Source organism: Zavarzinella formosa DSM 19928 (assembly GCF_000255705.1).
Classification (GTDB): domain Bacteria; phylum Planctomycetota; class Planctomycetia; order Gemmatales; family Gemmataceae; genus Zavarzinella; species Zavarzinella formosa.
Genome location: NZ_JH636442.1, coordinates 113,306 through 131,291, shown reverse-complemented (window position 1 = coordinate 131,291; position 17,986 = coordinate 113,306). Strand labels below are relative to the sequence as shown.

18 protein-coding genes are annotated in these 17,986 nt (G+C 58.7%); 13 read left to right on the top strand and 5 right to left on the bottom strand.

Annotation, left to right across the window (positions count from 1 at the left end; genetic code table 11):
• The first annotated feature begins 596 nt into the window (after positions 1-596).
• From BGIM_RS51740 to BGIM_RS0121730, 5 genes are all read left to right on the top strand, one after another.
• Complete coding sequence (locus BGIM_RS51740) at positions 597-1,889, top strand: KamA family radical SAM protein (protein ID WP_238537698.1); 1,293 nt, start codon at positions 597-599, stop codon at positions 1,887-1,889.
• A 127-nt stretch (positions 1,890-2,016) separates the two neighbouring features.
• Positions 2,017-3,045 carry a D-alanine--D-alanine ligase family protein gene (locus tag BGIM_RS0121750; protein ID WP_020471844.1) on the top strand — a complete coding sequence of 343 codons (1,029 nt, stop codon included), beginning with the start codon at positions 2,017-2,019 and terminating at the stop codon, positions 3,043-3,045.
• A 174-nt stretch (positions 3,046-3,219) separates the two neighbouring features.
• A complete protein-coding gene (gene argC, locus BGIM_RS0121745; protein ID WP_020471843.1) occupies positions 3,220-4,233 on the top strand; it encodes an N-acetyl-gamma-glutamyl-phosphate reductase in 1,014 nt (337 codons plus the stop codon).
• Between the two features lie 52 nt (positions 4,234-4,285).
• A complete protein-coding gene (locus BGIM_RS0121740) occupies positions 4,286-4,732 on the top strand; it encodes a TIGR03067 domain-containing protein (protein ID WP_020471842.1) in 447 nt (148 codons plus the stop codon).
• Positions 4,733-4,899: 167 nt separating this feature from the next.
• The gene (locus tag BGIM_RS0121730) at positions 4,900-5,445 is read left to right on the top strand and encodes an RNA 2'-phosphotransferase (protein ID WP_020471840.1); all 546 of its coding nucleotides are present in this window, start codon (positions 4,900-4,902) and stop codon (positions 5,443-5,445) included.
• Between the two features lie 28 nt (positions 5,446-5,473).
• Here the strand turns inward: BGIM_RS0121730 and BGIM_RS67205 are convergent, their stop codons facing one another.
• Both BGIM_RS67205 and BGIM_RS0121720 read right to left on the bottom strand, forming a co-directional pair.
• The gene (locus tag BGIM_RS67205; RefSeq protein ID WP_020471839.1) at positions 5,474-5,731 is read right to left on the bottom strand and encodes a hypothetical protein; all 258 of its coding nucleotides are present in this window, start codon (positions 5,729-5,731) and stop codon (positions 5,474-5,476) included.
• Positions 5,719-5,949: a hypothetical protein gene (locus BGIM_RS0121720; RefSeq protein ID WP_020471838.1), complete on the bottom strand. Its 231-nt coding sequence runs from the start codon at positions 5,947-5,949 to the stop codon at positions 5,719-5,721. Before BGIM_RS0121720 ends, BGIM_RS67205 begins: the two co-directional genes overlap by 13 nt.
• A 112-nt stretch (positions 5,950-6,061) precedes the next feature.
• On the opposite strand from BGIM_RS0121720, the gene BGIM_RS0121715 reads away from it, so the two are divergent.
• From BGIM_RS0121715 to BGIM_RS51725, 7 genes are all read left to right on the top strand, one after another.
• Positions 6,062-7,714 carry an amidase gene (locus BGIM_RS0121715; RefSeq protein WP_020471837.1) on the top strand — a complete coding sequence of 551 codons (1,653 nt, stop codon included), beginning with the start codon at positions 6,062-6,064 and terminating at the stop codon, positions 7,712-7,714.
• 18 nt (positions 7,715-7,732) lie between these two features.
• Entirely contained in the window at positions 7,733-8,866 is a 1,134-nt protein-coding gene (locus tag BGIM_RS57995; RefSeq protein WP_020471836.1) for a S49 family peptidase, read from the top strand.
• 116 nt (positions 8,867-8,982) lie between these two features.
• Positions 8,983-9,987, top strand: a complete 1,005-nt coding sequence (locus tag BGIM_RS0121705) for a metal ABC transporter solute-binding protein, Zn/Mn family (protein ID WP_020471835.1) — start codon at positions 8,983-8,985, stop codon at positions 9,985-9,987.
• Positions 9,987-10,727: a metal ABC transporter ATP-binding protein gene (locus tag BGIM_RS0121700; protein ID WP_020471834.1), complete on the top strand. Its 741-nt coding sequence runs from the start codon at positions 9,987-9,989 to the stop codon at positions 10,725-10,727. Before BGIM_RS0121705 ends, BGIM_RS0121700 begins: the two co-directional genes overlap by 1 nt.
• Before the next feature lie 206 nt (positions 10,728-10,933).
• Positions 10,934-11,371 (top strand): hypothetical protein, encoded by a 438-nt coding sequence (locus BGIM_RS63170; RefSeq protein WP_157369330.1) that lies wholly within the window; start codon positions 10,934-10,936, stop codon positions 11,369-11,371.
• A gap of 194 nt (positions 11,372-11,565) precedes the next feature.
• Positions 11,566-12,009 carry a hypothetical protein gene (locus tag BGIM_RS51730; RefSeq protein ID WP_020471832.1) on the top strand — a complete coding sequence of 148 codons (444 nt, stop codon included), beginning with the start codon at positions 11,566-11,568 and terminating at the stop codon, positions 12,007-12,009.
• Between the two features lie 17 nt (positions 12,010-12,026).
• A complete protein-coding gene (locus tag BGIM_RS51725) occupies positions 12,027-13,208 on the top strand; it encodes an acyltransferase family protein (RefSeq protein WP_020471831.1) in 1,182 nt (393 codons plus the stop codon).
• A gap of 58 nt (positions 13,209-13,266) precedes the next feature.
• Here BGIM_RS51725 and BGIM_RS0121680 read toward each other — a convergent pair whose 3' ends face one another.
• The 3 genes from BGIM_RS0121680 to BGIM_RS0121670 form a co-directional block, all read right to left on the bottom strand.
• Positions 13,267-14,529, bottom strand: coding sequence for a hypothetical protein (locus BGIM_RS0121680; protein ID WP_020471830.1), 1,263 nt, complete (start codon positions 14,527-14,529; stop codon positions 13,267-13,269).
• 71 nt (positions 14,530-14,600) lie between these two features.
• On the bottom strand, positions 14,601-16,193 hold the full coding sequence (locus BGIM_RS0121675; RefSeq protein ID WP_020471829.1) for a DUF6798 domain-containing protein: 1,593 nt from the start codon (positions 16,191-16,193) through the stop codon (positions 14,601-14,603).
• A gap of 43 nt (positions 16,194-16,236) precedes the next feature.
• Positions 16,237-17,349, bottom strand: a complete 1,113-nt coding sequence (locus BGIM_RS0121670) for an alpha/beta hydrolase family protein (RefSeq protein ID WP_020471828.1) — start codon at positions 17,347-17,349, stop codon at positions 16,237-16,239.
• 83 nt (positions 17,350-17,432) lie between these two features.
• On the opposite strand from BGIM_RS0121670, the gene BGIM_RS0121665 reads away from it, so the two are divergent.
• Positions 17,433-17,942, top strand: coding sequence for a hypothetical protein (locus BGIM_RS0121665; RefSeq protein WP_020471827.1), 510 nt, complete (start codon positions 17,433-17,435; stop codon positions 17,940-17,942).
• Positions 17,943-17,986: the final 44 nt, after the last annotated feature.

The following is a 17,986-nucleotide window of genomic DNA, read 5'->3' as shown; positions in this document are numbered from 1 at the left end:
ATCAAGCGACTGGCCTTCCCGCAACTAGCATAACGCCCCAATGACCAGCAGGGAGCCGGGTCGCATGAGCGCCCGGAGTTCGTCACACGTCAAAAGCTTGAGCTATAGATGTGATGTGACGTGACACTCCATTGGTCATTCGTCATCAAGAGTCACGAGTCGCGTGTCATGAGTTGGTCATTCGACAAGAAATGCTCATGCTTGGTGTCCAAAAAGCCGACACTCTTCCGGATGAGTGGAACTAATCGAAGGATTTTGTCGATATCCGTCAGAATCTCGTCAGGTAGAACTTGAGTTTTCCATGAGCCACGTTACGATATCCGTTTAATAAAGGACGCATCGACGTGATTTGATGCGTCTACCAAAGTCCCGGTCCCCGATGGCGGGGGTTTTCCAGACCGGGATAAACCGATCGCGGAGGTCATCGCACCCGTATGAACGAATCGGAAGTCCGCACCGCATCTCCTTTCGGGCGGACCGAATTCCCTGATCTTCTTCCCCCTCTTCCTGACGAAGACGAACCCCCAAGTCAATCGCGGCGACATCCCACCTGGGCGGATGTGCCGCAACACCAGTGGGACGACTGGAAATGGCAAATGTCAAATGCCGTCCGGTCTGTTCGCCAACTTCGCAACCTCCTGCCCTTCTCGGATCAGGAACTGGAAATCATCGGCCGACTGGAGGCCGACTATAAGCTGGTCATCCCGCCGTACTACTTCTCGTTGATTGACCCGGAAGATCCCAACGATCCCATCCGCTTGCAATCGATCCCGTCGGCCCACGAGGCCGAAAACCCCTCGGGCTACGAGTTGGAAGACCCGCTGGAAGAAGACCAGGACTCCCCCGTCCCCGGCGTGACCCACCGTTACCCCGACCGCGCTTTGCTGGTCACCACACCGGCTTGCAGCATGTATTGCCGGTTCTGCACCCGCAAACGCGCGACTCTCACCCGCGGCGGATGGGACACCATCTCCCGCGACGATCAGGGAATGATCGACTATGTGGCGAGCCATCCCGAAATTCGGGACGTGATCGTCTCCGGCGGTGATCCGCTCACCCTGCCGACCCCCAAACTACGTTTCTTCCTCGAAAATCTCTCGGCCATCAAACATGTGGATGTGATCCGCATCGGCACCCGCGTGCCCGTCACGCTGCCGCAGCGGCTTTACGACCCCGAACTGGTGGCCCTGCTGTCGTCGGCCCAGAAGGTGTGGATTCAAACCCACTTCAACCATCCGCGGGAAATCACCCCGGAGGCAAAGCGTGTTTGCAACAGCCTTCTTCGTGGCGGCATGCCGGTCAACAATCACAGCGTTCTGCTCAAGGGCGTGAACGACAACCTCGCCACGATGCGGGAACTCCTTCGCGGGTTGCTCCGCATCAAGGTCCGCCCGTATTACCTGTTCCATTGCGACCCGGTGATCGGGGCCGGCCACTTCCGCACCTCCGTGTGGAAGGGCATTGAAATCATGGAAGGGCTGCGGGGCCATATGTCCGGCCTCGGCATCCCGACTTATGTCGTGGACAGCCCGCATGGCGGCGGCAAGATCCCGGTGATGCCGAACTATCTGATCTCCGCGTCCGATGATGCCGTGATCCTTCGGAACTTCGAGGGGCAGATCGTCCGGTATCAGGCCCAGGATCAACCGGCGACGATTGATCCCACGTCCACCCGTGGCGTGAGCGCGTTGCTTCAGGGAACCAAGAGCGTGCTGATTCCCGACGGGACGGAGCGGATGATTCGGCGGAAACGCCGGGCCGCCCAAGCCGCCGCCGAGGACCAGCTTAACGGTTGCGGTTCCAACGGTGCCGGCCACCACGAGGCCGAACCGGCATTGCTGTCGCTTGGCCTGCGCAACGGTGTTCGCCCGGAAGCCGTGACCGAGTAAACCCATCCATTGAAACCACGAACCGGAACCACCCCGCCCGGCCGTGAGAAGACACTTGGTTTCTTCTCACGGTCGGACGAGGTTGTCTTCCGGTCGTGGTTTTTTCGTTGCCTCAACGGAGCGTGTCATGAAAATCGGGATCGCCTTCGACCTCAAACCCAAGACCCCGCTGCCGGCCGGGGCTCCCGATGATCTGCATGAGGAATTCGACCACCCCATCACCATCACGGCCATCGCCGATGTCCTGCGAGGCATGGGGCACACGCCCGTCGAACTCGGCAATGGCAAAGAACTCTTGGGAAAGCTCCTCGCCGACCCGCCGGACTTCGTCTTCAACCTTGCCGAGGGGGCGGGAACATCCCGCAACCGCGAAGCCCGCGTCCCGGCGGTGTGTGAAATGCTCGGCATCCCCCACACCGGATCGGATGTCCTCACTCTGGCCGTCTGTCTCGACAAGGACATGGCCCGCCGGGTCGTGACCGAGGCCGATGTGGATGTTCCCAAGGGCATCTTGCTGAACAACCCCAAGGATAAGTACGACGGGGATTATGCCGAATTCCCCGGCATGGTACGGGAAGTCGGCCTTCAACTGCCGCTGATCGCCAAGCCGGTTTGCGAGGGGTCCAGCAAGGGGATTCGCTCAAAGTGCCTGATCGAGAAGATGGACGATGTCGGCCCCACGATTGTCGAATTGTGGCAGGATTACAAGCAGGGCGTGCTGCTGGAGGAGTTCATCAGCGGGGACGAAGTGACCGTCGGCGTGATCGGCAACGATCCCCCGCGCGTCCTTGGCCTGATGCGGGTGGTCCCCAAGCAAGATCCGGCGAGGTTTGTGTACAGCGTCGAAGTCAAACGAGACTGGGACGACAAACTGTACTACGAATCCCCGCCGAAACTCCCCGCCAAGACGATCCACGCCTTGGAAGCCGCCGCCCTTTCCGCTTACGAGGTGCTTGGCTGCAAGGATCTCACCCGCATCGACTTCCGGGTGCGGGACGGCATCCCATACTTCTTGGAGGCCAACCCCCTCCCCGGCCTCAACCCGGAGACGAGCGACCTCATCATCATGTGCAAAATGTTGAACATCACGCACAAAGAACTCATCGAAACCGTGATTTCCGAGGCGATGGCTCGCTATGAATTAACCAACAACTGACACGGAGACGGTGTTTCGGGAACAGATGGCCCCAATCATCCAATCTCGACTCCCTCCCCGCATCCGTTACCATTTCTGAATAACGAGGCGAGTTGAACGTTCCACGCTGAACCGCCGAGCCTGGGGAGCTGTCGTTTCCCCGCGAATTCAGTTTCACTCCCACACGAGCGATCCATGACGAGAGTGGCCATTTTGGGCGGGTCCGGTTACACCGCCCTTGAACTCATCAAAATTCTGTTGCGGCATCCGCAAGTGAAGATCGAAGCGGTCAACTCCCGGCAGGAGGGAACGCCGAAAATCGCCGACCTGCACCCGAGTCTGTTTGGCCGGCTTGATCTGGTGTGCGAACCATATGATGCCGCGACTCTCAAGCGTCGCGGGGTGGAGTGCGCCTTCGGCTGCCTGCCTCATGGGGTGAGCGCGGAGGCGGTCAAGCCGCTGCTTGAGCAAGGCATCCGGGTAGTGGACCTGAGCGCCGATTATCGCCTGCGAAACCCGGCGACCTTTGCCCAATGGTACGGGGACACTCACCACGACACCACCAATCTGGCCCATGCCGTGTACGGCCTGCCGGAAGTTCACGGGGAGATCATCCCCACGGCCCGGCTGGTCGCCAATCCGGGGTGCTACCCGCAGACGGCCATCCTCGGGCTGGCTCCGCTGGTGGCCAACGGGTTGATTGAAACCACCGGGATCATCGTCAACAGCGCCAGCGGCGTCTCCGGCGGGGGCCGGACGCCGAAACTGGCTTTCCACTATCCCGAATGCAACGAGAATTTTACCGCTTACAACGTCGGCAAACACCGGCATCAGCCGGAAATTGAACAGGGCTTGGGTGATGTGGCCGGGCAACCCGTGGACGTGATCTTCACGCCTCACTTGGTGCCGATGGACCGGGGCATCCTCAGCACGATTTACGCGACGCCCACGAAAGCCGTCACCGAATCGGAACTCCTTGTCCTGTACCGCAACCACTTTGCCAAGGCCCCCTTCGTGCGGGTCCGCGACAGTCTCCCGGCCACGAAGGACACCGCCCACACCAACTTTTTGGATGTCACCGTGCGGGTGGTGAAAAACAAGATTATTGTCCTCTCGGCCATCGACAACTTGGTCCGCGGAGCGAGCGGCGTGGCCGTGCAAAACTTCAACCTGATGTTTGGGTACGACGAACGCACCGGGCTTCTGTAAACTCTACCCCCGACGACCGTTTGCTTTCTTCTCTCACGATAAAGGGTGTGTCATGCGAACCGGAATGTTGCTCGGATTGGCGTTGTGTCTGACAGGGATTGCCCAAGGCGACGAGGCGGCCGCGAAGAAGTATCTGGCCGAAATGGCCGGAACTTGGAAGGTCGTGACCATGAAGAAGGCGGGCGAAGAGGCCCCGGCCGAGTTTTCCAAAGAGGTCACCATTGTCATCAAAGATAACACGATGACCCTCAAGATCGGCAAGGAAGACGAGAAGAGCGCCACACTGGTCGTTGATCCGACCCAAAAGCCGGTGACCCTCGACATGACGCCGAAAGACGGCCCGAACGCCGGCAAACAAATGCTCGGCCTCGTGACGCTGGACAAAGATATTTTGACGATCTGCCTGACCGACGACAAAGAAGGCAAAACCCGTCCCAAAGAACTGACCAGCACGAAAGACAACAAGAACCTTTTGCTGGTGCTGAAGAAGCCCGAGTAAGATGAAGCTGACCTCGCCGATCCCGGATGCCCCCAAACGGGGGTATTCTCGTTATCCGGTCCCGGCTCGAACCTTTCGACGGCCGCCTTTCTCCATGATGCAATTGAATATTGTCTGAACGTCACGAACATCAAATGATCTGTCATGACGGCATGGAGGCATTTCCAATGGCCGACGTTGTCAAAATAAGCAAGTTCATGAGCCTCGTCCTTCGGCACAAACCGGAGGAGATCGGCCTCGCGCTGGATGAAAACGGCTGGGCCGATGTCGATGAACTCATCCGCTTGATGAACTTGAAAGGCACATCCCTGACTCGTCCGGTGTTAGAACAAGTCGTCGCCGGCAACGATAAAAAGCGGTTCGCCTTCAGCGAGGACGGTTTGCGCATCCGGGCCAGTCAGGGGCATTCGGTTGATGTCGATCTGGCTTTGCCGCCCTCCACCCCGCCGGAACTGCTCTATCACGGGACCGCCACCCGCTTCCTCGATTCCATCCGCGCCGAAGGCCTGAAATCCGGCAAACGGCAACACGTCCATCTCTCGCTGGACATCCCCACCGCCACCAAAGTCGGCCAACGCCACGGCAAACCGGTGATTTTGGTCATCCGTTCCGGGGAAATGTCAGCCGCCGGGCACTTGTTCTACCTGTCTGCAAACAATGTCTGGCTGGCCGAGGGGGTGCCGCTGAGTTTCATTGATTTTCCGGCCGGGTGAGTTGGCGAGCATGAGATGTTTCAGTTTTTTAATACACCCAAAAATGGGTGACCCGAACCACTCCGTCCAGAGGATCGTCTGCCACGAAATAGATTCCACACGGGGCGTCAAAGGCAACGCGGAGACGCCCGCCTCTCGACTCCCCGAATTGTCGTGGATTTATCGCCAACTCAGAGTTAAAACGGTTCACGCATTTTTCGATCACGTCACGAGCCGACAAATCGGCTTGCACGAATGCTTCGGCAAGCTGGTCCAAGGCGGCGTCTCGCCAGATTACGGCGAACATCGCAACTCCCGCAACCGGGCTTGAACTTCCTCAACCGTGTGCCAGCGTGTCTTCGGATCAGCAAGAAGCCTCTCTATCTCTTCCGGCGAAACCACAGGCTCCGCTGATTGCGGAGTAAACATTCCCAATACCCGACCGTCCGGGGAACGGACTTCCACGGGGCCGGCCACTCGGGCGAATATGGCGGCCAATTGGCCGTCGGCAATGGTGACGGACATAAAAATTCTCCCAATAAGACGAGTGTATTGTACCAAAGGAATGCCTGCCCCAGACAATGACCTTCCGTAGAACGGTGAGGAATTCAATTTCCAAATCACCGGGGCCGTTTTCATGCGCGCATTGAAACCGACACGTCGTGAGTTGTTTGCCGTTATGGCCGGTTGCGGGGTTTCCTCGACGGTGTTTCAGCGGGCCGTCGTGGCCCAGGCCAAGGATGAGCCGATCACCGAGGAAATGGTCAAACAGGCCGAATGGATCAGCGGGTTAAAGCTGAAACCCGAGGATCGCAAACGGCTGGTGCGGTCGCTTCAGGGCTTGCAGGCCGGTTATGCGGAACTCCGCAAGGTTCCGCTGCCCAACAGCGTTCCCCCGGCGTTCACCTTCACGCCCGCCGGGCAGGCCCCGTTTGGCAAACACCCTCGCGGCACGGTCACGGCTTCCACACCTGAAGTCAAAAAGCCCGCCAGCGAGGAAGATCTTGCGTTTCTGCCGGTGACCGCCCTGGCCGCATTGGTCCGCACGAAGCAAATCACCTCGACGGAACTGACCAAACTTTACCTGGCCCGGCTGAAGAAATACGACCCGGCCCTCAAGTGTGTCGTCACCCTCACGGAAGAACTGGCCCTGAAACAAGCGGCCACCGCCGATCAGGAGATCGCGGCCGGGAAATATCTCGGCCCGTTGCACGGCATCCCGTGGGGGGCGAAAGACCTAATCGCCTATCCGGGATACAAGACCACTTGGGGGGCGAAACCCTTTCAGGATCAGCAGTTCGACACCAAAGCGGCCGTCGCGGTGAAACTGGAAGAAGCCGGGGCGGTGATGGTTGCCAAACTGACTCTCGGGGCGCTGGCGATGGGCGACCAGTGGTTCGGCGGCATGACTCGCAATCCGTGGAACGCGAAACAAGGTTCCAGCGGATCGTCGGCCGGGTCGGCGTCGGCCGTCTCGGCGGGGTTGGTCGGTTTCGCCATCGGCAGCGAAACGCTTGGCAGCATCGTCTCCCCCTGCACTCGCTGCGGTTCCACCGGTCTACGTCCCACGTTTGGCCGGGTGAGCCGGGCCGGTTGCATGACTCTTTGCTGGACGATGGACAAGCTCGGGCCGATCACGCGAAGCGTGGAAGATGCCGCGTTGGTCTTTGGGGCCATTCACGGGGCCGACCCGGCCGATGCCGCCAGTGTGGACCAACCGTTCGACTGGCCCGCCAAGCGAGAGATGAAATCGCTGAAAGTCGGCTATGTGACCAAGGAAAAGAAACGCCCGGATCTTGATGTGTTGAAGAAACTCGGCGTCGAGTTGGTGGAAATCAAACTCCCGACGGACGAACGGGCCAATTCCCTGATGAGCATTCTGGATGTGGAATGCGCCACCGCCTTTGACGACATCACCCGGCAGGGAATCACCGAAGGGTTGAACACATGGCCGAACATCTTCCGGGCCGGGCAATTCGTACCGGCGGTCGAATATTTGCGGGCCAATCGCGTCCGCACGCTATTAATCCAAGAAATGGCGAAGGTGTTTGAAAAGGTTGATCTCTACGTGGGCGGGGATGACTTGGTGTTGACCAATTACACCGGCCATCCCACGGTGGTGATGCCGTTTGCCGGAAACAAACTGGCGGGCGGCCAGTCTCCCCCGGCGATCACGTTCACGGGGAAACTGTACGGCGAATCCGAGTTGATGGCCGTGGCGAACGCCTTTCAAATCGCCACCGGCTTCCATTTGCGGAAGCCGAACATGTCGAAGTTGTTGGAATCATAAAGTCGGTCAGGAGCATTCATGTCAAACGATCCCAGACCCGTGCCGCGTGCCCGCCGGTTCGGTTGTCTCTTCACGCTTTTTCTCATCGCCTCCATCGGCCTCAACTTGTTGTTGTTCGGGGCGCTGGTGTTTCCCAATCCGTTCTCTTCGTCCGTCGAAGAGGAAGATTCGCCGACGGAGAAACATCTCTACGGCAAAAAGCGGGAGCGGGACAAAATTGCCGTCATCCGGGCCGAGGGCGCGCTCGTCGAGGGATTGGACGGCTTCATCCTCAAGCAAATCGAGGCGGCCGCCAAGGACGACCACGTCAAGGCTGTTGTGTTGCGAATCGACAGCCCCGGCGGCACCATCGGGGCCAGCGAGGATATTCACCGCGAACTCACCCGACTGGTTTCGGGCGCTCATCCGCGACATCCCGAACACAAGCCCAAGAAGCTGATGGCCTCGATGGGTTCCATCGCCGCCTCCGGGGGGTATTACATCGCCATGCCCGCCGAGAAGGTGTTCGTGGAGAAAAACACGATCACCGGCTCCATCGGGGTGTATGCCTCGTTCCCGAATGTCTCCGAATTCGCCGACAAGTATGGCGTGAAGATGGAACTCATCAAAGCGGGCGGCATCAAGGGAAGCGGCTCCCCTTTCCACGAAATGACCCCGGCCGAACGACAACCGTGGCAGGACATGGTGGACCAAGCCTATACGCAATTTCTCGATGTGGTTGTGAAGGGACGCCCGCAATTGACGGCCGCCCAACTGCGGGACGAGATCGTGAGCAAGAAGACTGTCGCCAAACGGGACCACAAAGGGAACATCATCAACGGACCCGACGGCAAACCTTTGATGATTGAAGTCACCCGCGTGCGGGCCGACGGCGGCACCTACACCGCCGCCGAGGCCCAACGGGTCGGTTTGGTCGATGCTGTCGGCCTGTTGGAGGATGTGGTGACGGCCGTGGCCTCGTCGGCCGGTGTCTCCGAGTATCGCGTTGTCACTTACGAACGCCCGCCGAGTCTCTTGAACACGCTGCTCGGCATCCGCACGGCCACTCCGGGATTCGACGCCAAGAGCCTGTCCGCCGGGTTGACCCCCCGCCTGTGGTACATGGCCCCCGGCGCGGAACTCGGCGGGATCATCGCCGTCAGCGGAAAATAAGAGAGCAAGAAGACAAGACACTTGCGGATCCTTTTCACGCCGACAACCAAAATTGCCAAGTGACTTGGCGTCACCTTCCGCTGGACTTCGCCAATTATTTCGTCTAAACTAATCATATGATTAGTTATGCCTACGATCTGGCGGGGCACATGAATCGATCAAGGTTTCTTCTTCCCATCTTCTTTTGCGGCGTGATCCTCTTTGGCGGATGCAAAAAAGCCAGCGGGCCGTTGCCGACGCCCGATCTCTCCGGGCGAAAATTGCGGGTGCTGGCCACCACCGGCATGATCGCGGACGCCGCCAAGGCGATTGCCGGGGACAACGCCGAGGTGGAAGCCCTGTTCGATCCGGGGGTGGACCCGCATCGCTATGTGCCGACGCCGGGCGATCTGACGAAACTGAACAAAGCCGACTTGGTGCTGTACAACGGCCTGCATTTGGAAGGAAAGATGGCCGACATCTTCTCATCTCGATCCAAGACCAAATGGACTGTCGGTGTCGCCGACCACCTCACTGGATTGCGGTCGGCCGAGGGGGGCATTGAGGGCAATCACGATCCGCACGTCTGGTTCGATGTGCAAAAGTGGAAGCAAGTGACCGAGAAGATTCGGGACTCCCTGAGAGAAATCGACCCGGCTCATGCGGAACAATACTCCGCCAACGCCGCCGAATATTTGAAACGGCTCGACACCCTGGATGACACGGTGCGAACGAATATCAAGCTCATCCCCGCCGAGAAACGTGTGCTGATTACCGCCCATGATGCCTTCGGCTATTTCGGCCAAGCCTACGGGATCGAAGTAAAAGGTTTGCAGGGGGTCAGCACGGCGACCGACACCAGTTCGCGGGATGTCAGCGAATTGGCCGAGTTGATCGGCACCCGCAAAATCCGGGCGATCTTCCCGGAAAGCTCCGTGCCGGACAAGGGCATGCAATCGGTGATCCAGGCCGTGCGGCAAAAATACGCGGGCTTTGAGGTGACGCTGGCCGCCGAACCGCTGTATTCGGATGCCTTGGGACTTCCCGGTTCCGATGCGGACACCTACGAAAAAATGGTCCGGCACAACGTGCGGGTGATCGTGAAATCCCTCACCGGCGAATCGCCTCCCGACTTGAAATGATGAACGCGAAGCCAGCCGTCAACGTCGCCGATTTAACCGTCGCCTATCGGGATCGCCCCGTCCTTTGGGATATCGACCTGCAAGTCCCCGCCGGGGCCTTGATGGCCGTCGTCGGTCCCAACGGGGCGGGCAAATCGACTCTTCTGAAAGCGATCTTGGGGTTGGTGAAGCCTGTCGCCGGCATGGTGGAACTCTTCGGGCAACCCTATCGGGCCGTCGCCAAAAAAATCGCCTACGTGCCGCAACGAACCAGTGTGGATTGGGACTTCCCAGCCACCGTCCGGGATGTGGTGCTGATGGGCACTTACGGCCAGCTCGGCTGGTTCCGTCGGCCGGGCCAGCCGCAGCGAAAACTTGCGGACGAAGCCCTCGCCCGCATGGGGATGCAAGATTACGCCAACCGGCAAATCAGCCAGCTTTCCGGCGGCCAGCAACAGCGGGTCTTCCTCGCCCGTTCGTTGGTGCAAGGGGCCGAATTGTTCTTCATGGACGAACCGTTTCAGGGAGTGGACGCCACGACAGAAGAAGTGATCCTGAAGTTACTCCACGAACTGCGCAACGCCGGGAAAACCGTCGTCGTGGTGCATCACGATTTGGGGACTGTTCGGGATTATTTCGACTGGGTGACGCTTATCAATGTGAAAAAGATCGCCTCCGGCCAACTCTCCGAGGTGTTCACCCCGGAAAACATCTCCCAAACCTACGGCCATCGCGCGCTGATCGCGAACCCGTCAGCCTGAATACCTTTGGAACCGGCGAAGACACTTCAACGACAAGGCTCTCAATTCCCCAAGGGTTCTGTGAATAAAGCAGCGGTTTTCTAATCGAAGCTCATCCATGATGGCTCAATGAAGCCGCCCCGCCGGAATGTCTTTCGCTTCCGACCGCCCGCTGCCGCTGGTTCAATCGAGATTGACTCGGCGTGGAAACAAGTGATAATCAAAGCATGGGACGAGTTGCCATCACCACATGCCTGATCTTGTCGATCCTGTTCGGGCCGATGGCATGTTGCTGTTCGGCCAACATCTCGGCCGCCAAACCAAACACACAAACTCTGTCTTGCAATTCGGCGGCCATCAAACACCGAAAGTCCTGTTGCGAAACGCCGACTCCCACGGAGGAAAAGCCGGGAAAATCGGGCAACAAACCCGTCTGCCCGTGCAAGCAAAATCCTTCGGACAAACAAGCCGTTGTGTCGGCAGCATCGGGGGTAAACAACCCGCCGGTGAAAGTTCGGCTGGCGAATGCCATCACGGATCTGATTGGTCGCCAATCAGCCATTTCATGGCACTCCGGCCGCCGAATGACGGTTGATTCGCCCGGAGCATGCTTCGCCAGAACAGGCCGGGATATTTTGACCGCCCATCGCAAGCTCACTTGTTAAACTCCCGGCGAATGCCCTCCGGCATCGTCTTCAATCCCCGTTCTTAAGTTCATCAGCTCGCACCCTTTGGGGCGATTGATTCCAATTATTCCAATCATCGGATTTATTCCGGTGAGGGGCTTTGTTTCCAGATTCCCGACCGAAGAGACCAGCTTGCGTGGTCGTTCCTAGTGTCGTCTAATGGAGGGCCACACATGGTCCGCAAATATCTCATGTTCGGCGCGTTGGCCGCCGTTGTCGGATTCGCCGGATGTTCGCAGTCGCCGCCCTCAGTTGCGGAGAAATCGTCTCACGGAGACCATCACGACAAGGCGATGCCCGCCAAAATCGCCACGGAGGAGCAACGAACACTCTTCCAGACCCCCGGCGGTTTGTACACCGAGGCCGACATCGCCGAGAATAAAAATGCCATCCCGGCGGTTAAGTATTTTGGAATGAAGTCAGAGCATACCGCCGAGGCCAAATCAGGCGAGAAGATTTGCCCGATCTCGGAGACAAAAGCCAATCCCAAATTCACTTGGGTGGTTGGCGGAAGCACTTACGAGTTCTGCTGTGTTCCTTGCATTGAGGAGTTTGTCAGCAAGGCGAAAAACACCCCCGGCGAGATCAAGCCGCCGGATGCCTATCGCAAGAAGTAATTTTCGAGACGCCCTCCGTGAATCAGACCACCCCTTTTCGATTGTCCGGCCGTGATCCCGCGCTTGACGCCATCCGCGGACTGGCCATCCTCACCGTGACCATTTTCCGGTTCGGCACCCGCACGGACGACGGCACCCCCATCGGCGCCGGCTTCACTTGGCTCTGCGGGGCGGGCGACCGCGGAGTCGATCTGTTCTTCGTGCTGTCCGGGTTTCTGATCACCGGCGTGTTGTTCGATGCAAAGGGACAGTCGCATTATCTGCGAAATTTTTTCGTCCGCCGGTCACTGCGAATCTTTCCGCTTTATTTTGGCGTCTTGTTCGCGGCGTTCGTGCTTCTGCCGCGAATCTATCCCGAACAAACGTTTGTCAACGTCTACACCATTGAGCATCAGGAATGGCTGTGGATGTACGGCACAAACAATCTTCTCTCGATTGACTGGCTCTGGCCGCTGGGCGTGTTCAACCATTTTTGGTCGCTCGCCGTCGAGGAGCATTTTTATGTCGTCTGGCCGTTCGTGATCCTGTTTTTGGGGCGCCGGATGGCGATGAACGCCTGCCTGTTCCTGATCGGGATGGCGATCAGTTGCCGGTTTGCCCTCGGCGTGATGAAGGGCAATTTCATTGCGGCGGAAGTGTTGACCATTTGCCGGATGGACTCGCTGGCCATTGGCGCTTTTCTGGCCCTGATGGTCCGCGGACCGGGAGGAATGGCGGGCGTCGTCCCTTGGGCCTGGCGGTTGGGACCGCTGGCCGTCATCATCGTTGTCACTTCGGAGCTATTGGACAAAGGGGGTTTTTACCTCCCTTACACGCTGACAGCCATCGCCTGCGCGAGCCTGATCGTTTGGGCTTTGACGGCCACAGACCGTTTTTCTCGAACCATCTGGCACAGTCGGGTGCTTCGCAAACTCGGTCAATACAGTTACGCGATGTACGTGTTTCAAAATCTGCTGGTGCCCGCCGGGGAGCGGTTCTGGCCGGTCGCCGATCTGATTGACACGCTTGGCTCATTGGGGGGACGGCTGGCGTATGTCGCCCTCGGGTTCGGCGTCACCTTTGTGGCGGCGTTCATCAGTTGGCACGCCTACGAAAAGCATTTTCTGAAACTGAAGAAATTCTTCGGCGGCGAACAACACTCCCCGACCGCTCCGCCGGCGGAACCGAAGCAACGACCTCTTGAACTCACTCCTTCATAATCCGGCTGACGAAGGGCTGAGTTCAAGAGGCACATGAATCCACGCTTCGGTAGCCGGATCATTTGCGGAACTGTCGCCCGTCGGCGGCGGTCATCGCTCCATAGCCTTCCCGCCAGTCGGCGGTGATTTCGACTTGGCCAACGAAATCCTTGTCGGTCAGCGGGGATTTCCAGTCCTTTTTCAGTCGGCCGTTGGCATCAACATAGGCTTTCAGCAAATACGTGCCGCGTGGCAAAAACGGCTTGCCGTTGGCCCATTTCTTGGCCAAGTCGGACCCCGGTTCGGCGAAGAGGGTCAGCGTGTGCTGCCACATGCTGCCTTTGCCGAAGACGATCCGGTCCGTGGAGGCGATGGGGGTCTTCTCCCAGCCTTTGCCATCGGCTGTGCGGGCGTGGACATCCACTTGGAGCAATTTGTCCCCCCAAGCGGGCGGTGTGTTGCCGACCTTGAGCCAGAGTTCCGTGCCAAACGCCCGAGGGGACTTCACCACCGGCGGCAGGTCAGCAACCTTCTGATAAGCATTCGATTTGATGGCCGCCACGTCTTCCACCCATTGCCGGAACGACTTGTGGGCTTGATCGCCGACCGCGAATTTCAAGCCCCCTTCGTGCTTCACGGCGTTCAAAGGCTTTTGGATCAGGAGGCTGTTTTCCGGGGTTTTCACGTCAATGAGTTTGCTTTCCAACAGGAAGTTCATCGTCTCCCCCGAACCGCCCTTTCGGACCCACGCGACGCGGTCACCGAATTGCTTCCGATACTTGTCGTTCGCCGGCGTCCCTTCGGTGTGGCAATTCATGCAGCGAAACCGCATGGCCCAGATGTTTCTCTCGAAGGACTCCAACAGCCGGTCCTTGCGGGCATGTCGGATCACCGCATCGGGCACCGGCGGCTTGGCCTGTTCGGCCTCGGCCAGTTTCGGGGATTCACTCAGCGTCTTGTCAGCCGCGCACGCTTTGATCCATGCGGTGAATGCCTCCAGTTCGGCCTTCCGATTATTGGCGTGAATTGCCGGAGCTTTCGGATCTTTTTGGCCCATTTCAATGAGTTTCAGAATCTTCGAGTCGGCGGGGGATTTCAGGTCGATGAGGCCCTGATCCCGCATTGATCGAAAGGTCTTCTCCGCAGAGGGGAGGATGTAATTCTTGATGTCCACTCCGGCGAGGTGGCATTGCACACAACTCGATGGATTGGGGGACTTGAAGATCGGCATGATCCGCTGCTCGAACATGGCTTCCGGCGTCGTCTTCTCAGCGGCAAGAACGGCGAAGTCGGCGAACAAAGTCAGACTTGAGGCAATCAATGCCGCAACGGCGTGGCGCATAAAGAATCCTCGACGGCGATGAGGACAGGCTACGCCATCAGATCGACGGTTGCAACGAGATAAGCCCAAGGTTACTCAATACGAAACACCCGATAAGCCGGGTCGCCATAAACTTGCTTGAGATGCGAGGAAGCCACATTGACGCCGTCCGGCACGACGACGTGCGTGATCCCGGCCACCCGCACTTCGTCAAGAACACCGGATGAGTCCCAATCCGGCGTGGCATACCAGCGAACGACGGTTTTCACGCGGTTTTGCCATTCGATCACTTCAATATCCGCATAGGGAATCGATTTGAAATCGACATAAGCCGCCGCCCCGGCGATCAACCGGAAGCGTTGCAATTCAAACATGGCCGGCCGGCCGGTTTGCGAAACCGGGACAAACGATGCGGAGGCCGATCCCGGTTTGGCGGGAGGCTTCGGAAACCCGGCGGGCAACAGATAGACATCTCCCGGCTGGCGGTTGGCGTTCACAAACAGTTGCAATCCGTCCTCGGCGGCGCTCACCTGATAGCCCAAGTTCTTGGAATGAACCCGTTCAGCCCCGACCACCGCCACGGCAATGACAACGAACGAACACAACCCGATAAACACGCCGGGCAATTTCTCCAACCCGGCCGTCAAGCGAGCAAGCAAAACGGCTGTTGCGACAGGGACTATCACCGCCGAGAGCCGCCACGGGAACAACAGGGCGAGCGAGGTGTTGTGAGTGAGAATTTGCACAATGCTCAAGCCTGTCGCCAGCGACACCGCAATACCAATGGCGAGAGTCAGGTTGGAACGCCACAAGGCGACGATCCCCAACCCCGCCCATGCGATTTGCAACCATGCAATCAGATCAATCCAACGGGCCGCGTCGCAATGGTGCGGGATGCGGACCCAAGCGAGGATGCGTTGCCCTTCCTCGAAGGTGGCCGAGTCCGTCGGACGAAACACCACCGCCGCCGCCACCGTGACTGGCAACACGCCGAGCAGTACAATCAACCCGAAGCGAATGGCTTTCCCGATTCCCTGCGAGACTGCCAGCCGAACCATCATACCCGTTACCAACAATGCTCCGGGAAGCAGATACGTCGAGTGCAGCGTGCAGGCCAGGGCGATCATCATGCCTGCGGCCACGTTTCGCCCGTGGGCAAAGAAAGCGATGGCCGTGAGGAGGAAGACGCCGAACACGGAGGGTTGCAAACCGGCCCCGAGGATGTATTGGTTGGCCACGCCCGCCTGAAAGAACCACGGGTAATCGACGCCGAACAAATACACGGAACCCCAACGGATGATCCCCGAATGGAGACCGATCATCGCCGCCGCGAAGGTCCAGCGTCCCGCCGTGGTGACTGGCTTCCCCGGCAGGGTCGCGATGATGGCCCACAGGCTGAGGAAGTAAACCATCGACATGACGAAGAAACCGGCGTACACCCCCATCGCCCCGGTCAGGGGATACAGGACCGAAACGGCCCAAGAGAACACCGGGGTCGAATCCTTGGTGTTCGCCAGCCAGTCGGATGACAAATCGGCAAACCCCGAAGAGGCGAGGCCGTGCAGAAAGTATTGATTTTGGTTTGAGTAAAACACCGGCGGCTGGGTGAGGGCCACCGCGAAAAGAATACTCGCCGCCAAGGGCATCAGCGGCGACAAGGGGCGGATTTCGGCGGGAGTGTTCATTGCCAATTATTGCATGAACCAGACGTCGATGTGGAAAGGGAAATCATGGTTTCAGCATTTTGGACGTCCACTCGATGGCTTGTTCACGGGCGTTGGGCGTCACTGTGTGAGCCACATCTTCGATGATGACCTTTAGTTTGTCTTTCGCGTTCGCCTTCTCAAACGCTTCTTCCGCGCGAGCAATGGCAATCTTGGCCCCTTCGAGGGGGCAGTTGGGATCTTTGGCTCCGTTGGCGATGAACAACGCCCGGCCGGCGAACAAGGGCAACAGATTTGGGCAGTCAAACTGATCCAGAATGCCGGGAATCACCTTGCCCCACAAAGCCCGGCAAACGCGGGCGTTGACGGCGGGTTCGCCCAGATCTTTCGCCGCCGCCTCGTGGGCCGCCTTGATTGTGTTCGCCCGGCCCTGCCATTTGTCGTTCTCCAAGCTCACCAAGAAACTTTGAACGCCGATCAGCGGGGCCGCCACGCTCACGCGATCATCAACGGAGGCCGCCAGCCATGTTTGAATGCCCCCCATGCTGATGCCAAGCATCCCGAGATGTTTCGTATCCACATCCGGCCGGGTTTCCAGTTGGTCGAGCAACCGCCACAAATCCCAAACGGTGTCGTAATAGAAGGGATGTTCATGCGGTTGCCCCGTCGGGGTCTTCCAAGCCTTCGTGATGGCCGCAACATAAGCCTCCGACCCTTTCGCCCCGCCGGAACGTTCGCCGTGGTAACGGGCGTCGATGGCGACGCCGATGATGTCCCGCTTGGCGTATTCCTTGAGCCAGGAAAGCTGGCTCTCCTTGTTTCCCCCGGTGCCGTGCAGAACGATCATCACCGGGAATTTGCCGGGTTTCGCCGGGCGGACCAACAACGCAGGCACCCGCTCTTCTGTTCCGTCGGCCTTCTTCTCGCTGGCAAAGTCGTAGTGTTCCGTGACAAACCCGCCGGCTTCCTTCGGTTCGCTCAGAACCTTGACGGCCGCCGGGACTTTGGGCCGGTCAAGCAGTTTCAAGAGATTCTTCTTCGCCTCGGCCGGTGGCGGCGGCTTGGGAACCTCTTGGGCCAATAGCGGTATCGTGGTGGCAAGAAGAAGAAGAAAACCGGAGAGACGCATCATGGCGCATCCTTGAAAAGTGGCGTTGTCGAATGAGGCAAGGATCATGATATCATCGGACGAATTGCCGGTTGCGGGGCCTCGCCAAGATCGGTTAGCATGACGGACACACATCCACCCGGTCCTTGGTGATGCTCATCCTCCTCGATCATCTGTTGGCGGCCGTCCATCTGCTCTCCGGGGCGGCTTGGTTCGGGGCGTTGGTGTACCGGACGTTTTTTGTCGATCCGAAGGCCATGCGTTTTTTCCACGAGGGAACCGAGTTTGAACGCTACTCCCTCGATCTGGCCCACGGAATGCGATATGTCGTCATGCTGGCACTGGTGACCTGCGGCCTCTCCGGGTTTGTTTTGCTCGGCTTGCGGTGGAATAGTTCCCAAGGCTGGCTCGCCTTCATGGGCATCAAGTCTGGTCTATGGATCATCGCCTTCGGATTGTTCGGCTACATCTCTTGGGTGTTTTGGCCGAAACGGGTATTCGCCACCAGAACGGAGTTGCCGAGACTTCACCGGCAGGGGTTTCTGCTGGCGTTCACCATGATCGTGATCGCGGCCACCGGGATGATGTTGGGGCAATTGGCAAAATCAACCGCCTGTCTTGTTTGGATAGACGGGTGGCTTTTGGCAGCCTGGCCGGGTTGAGACGCCTGATGATGATTGTCAGGACTCGACGAAGATCGCAAGTC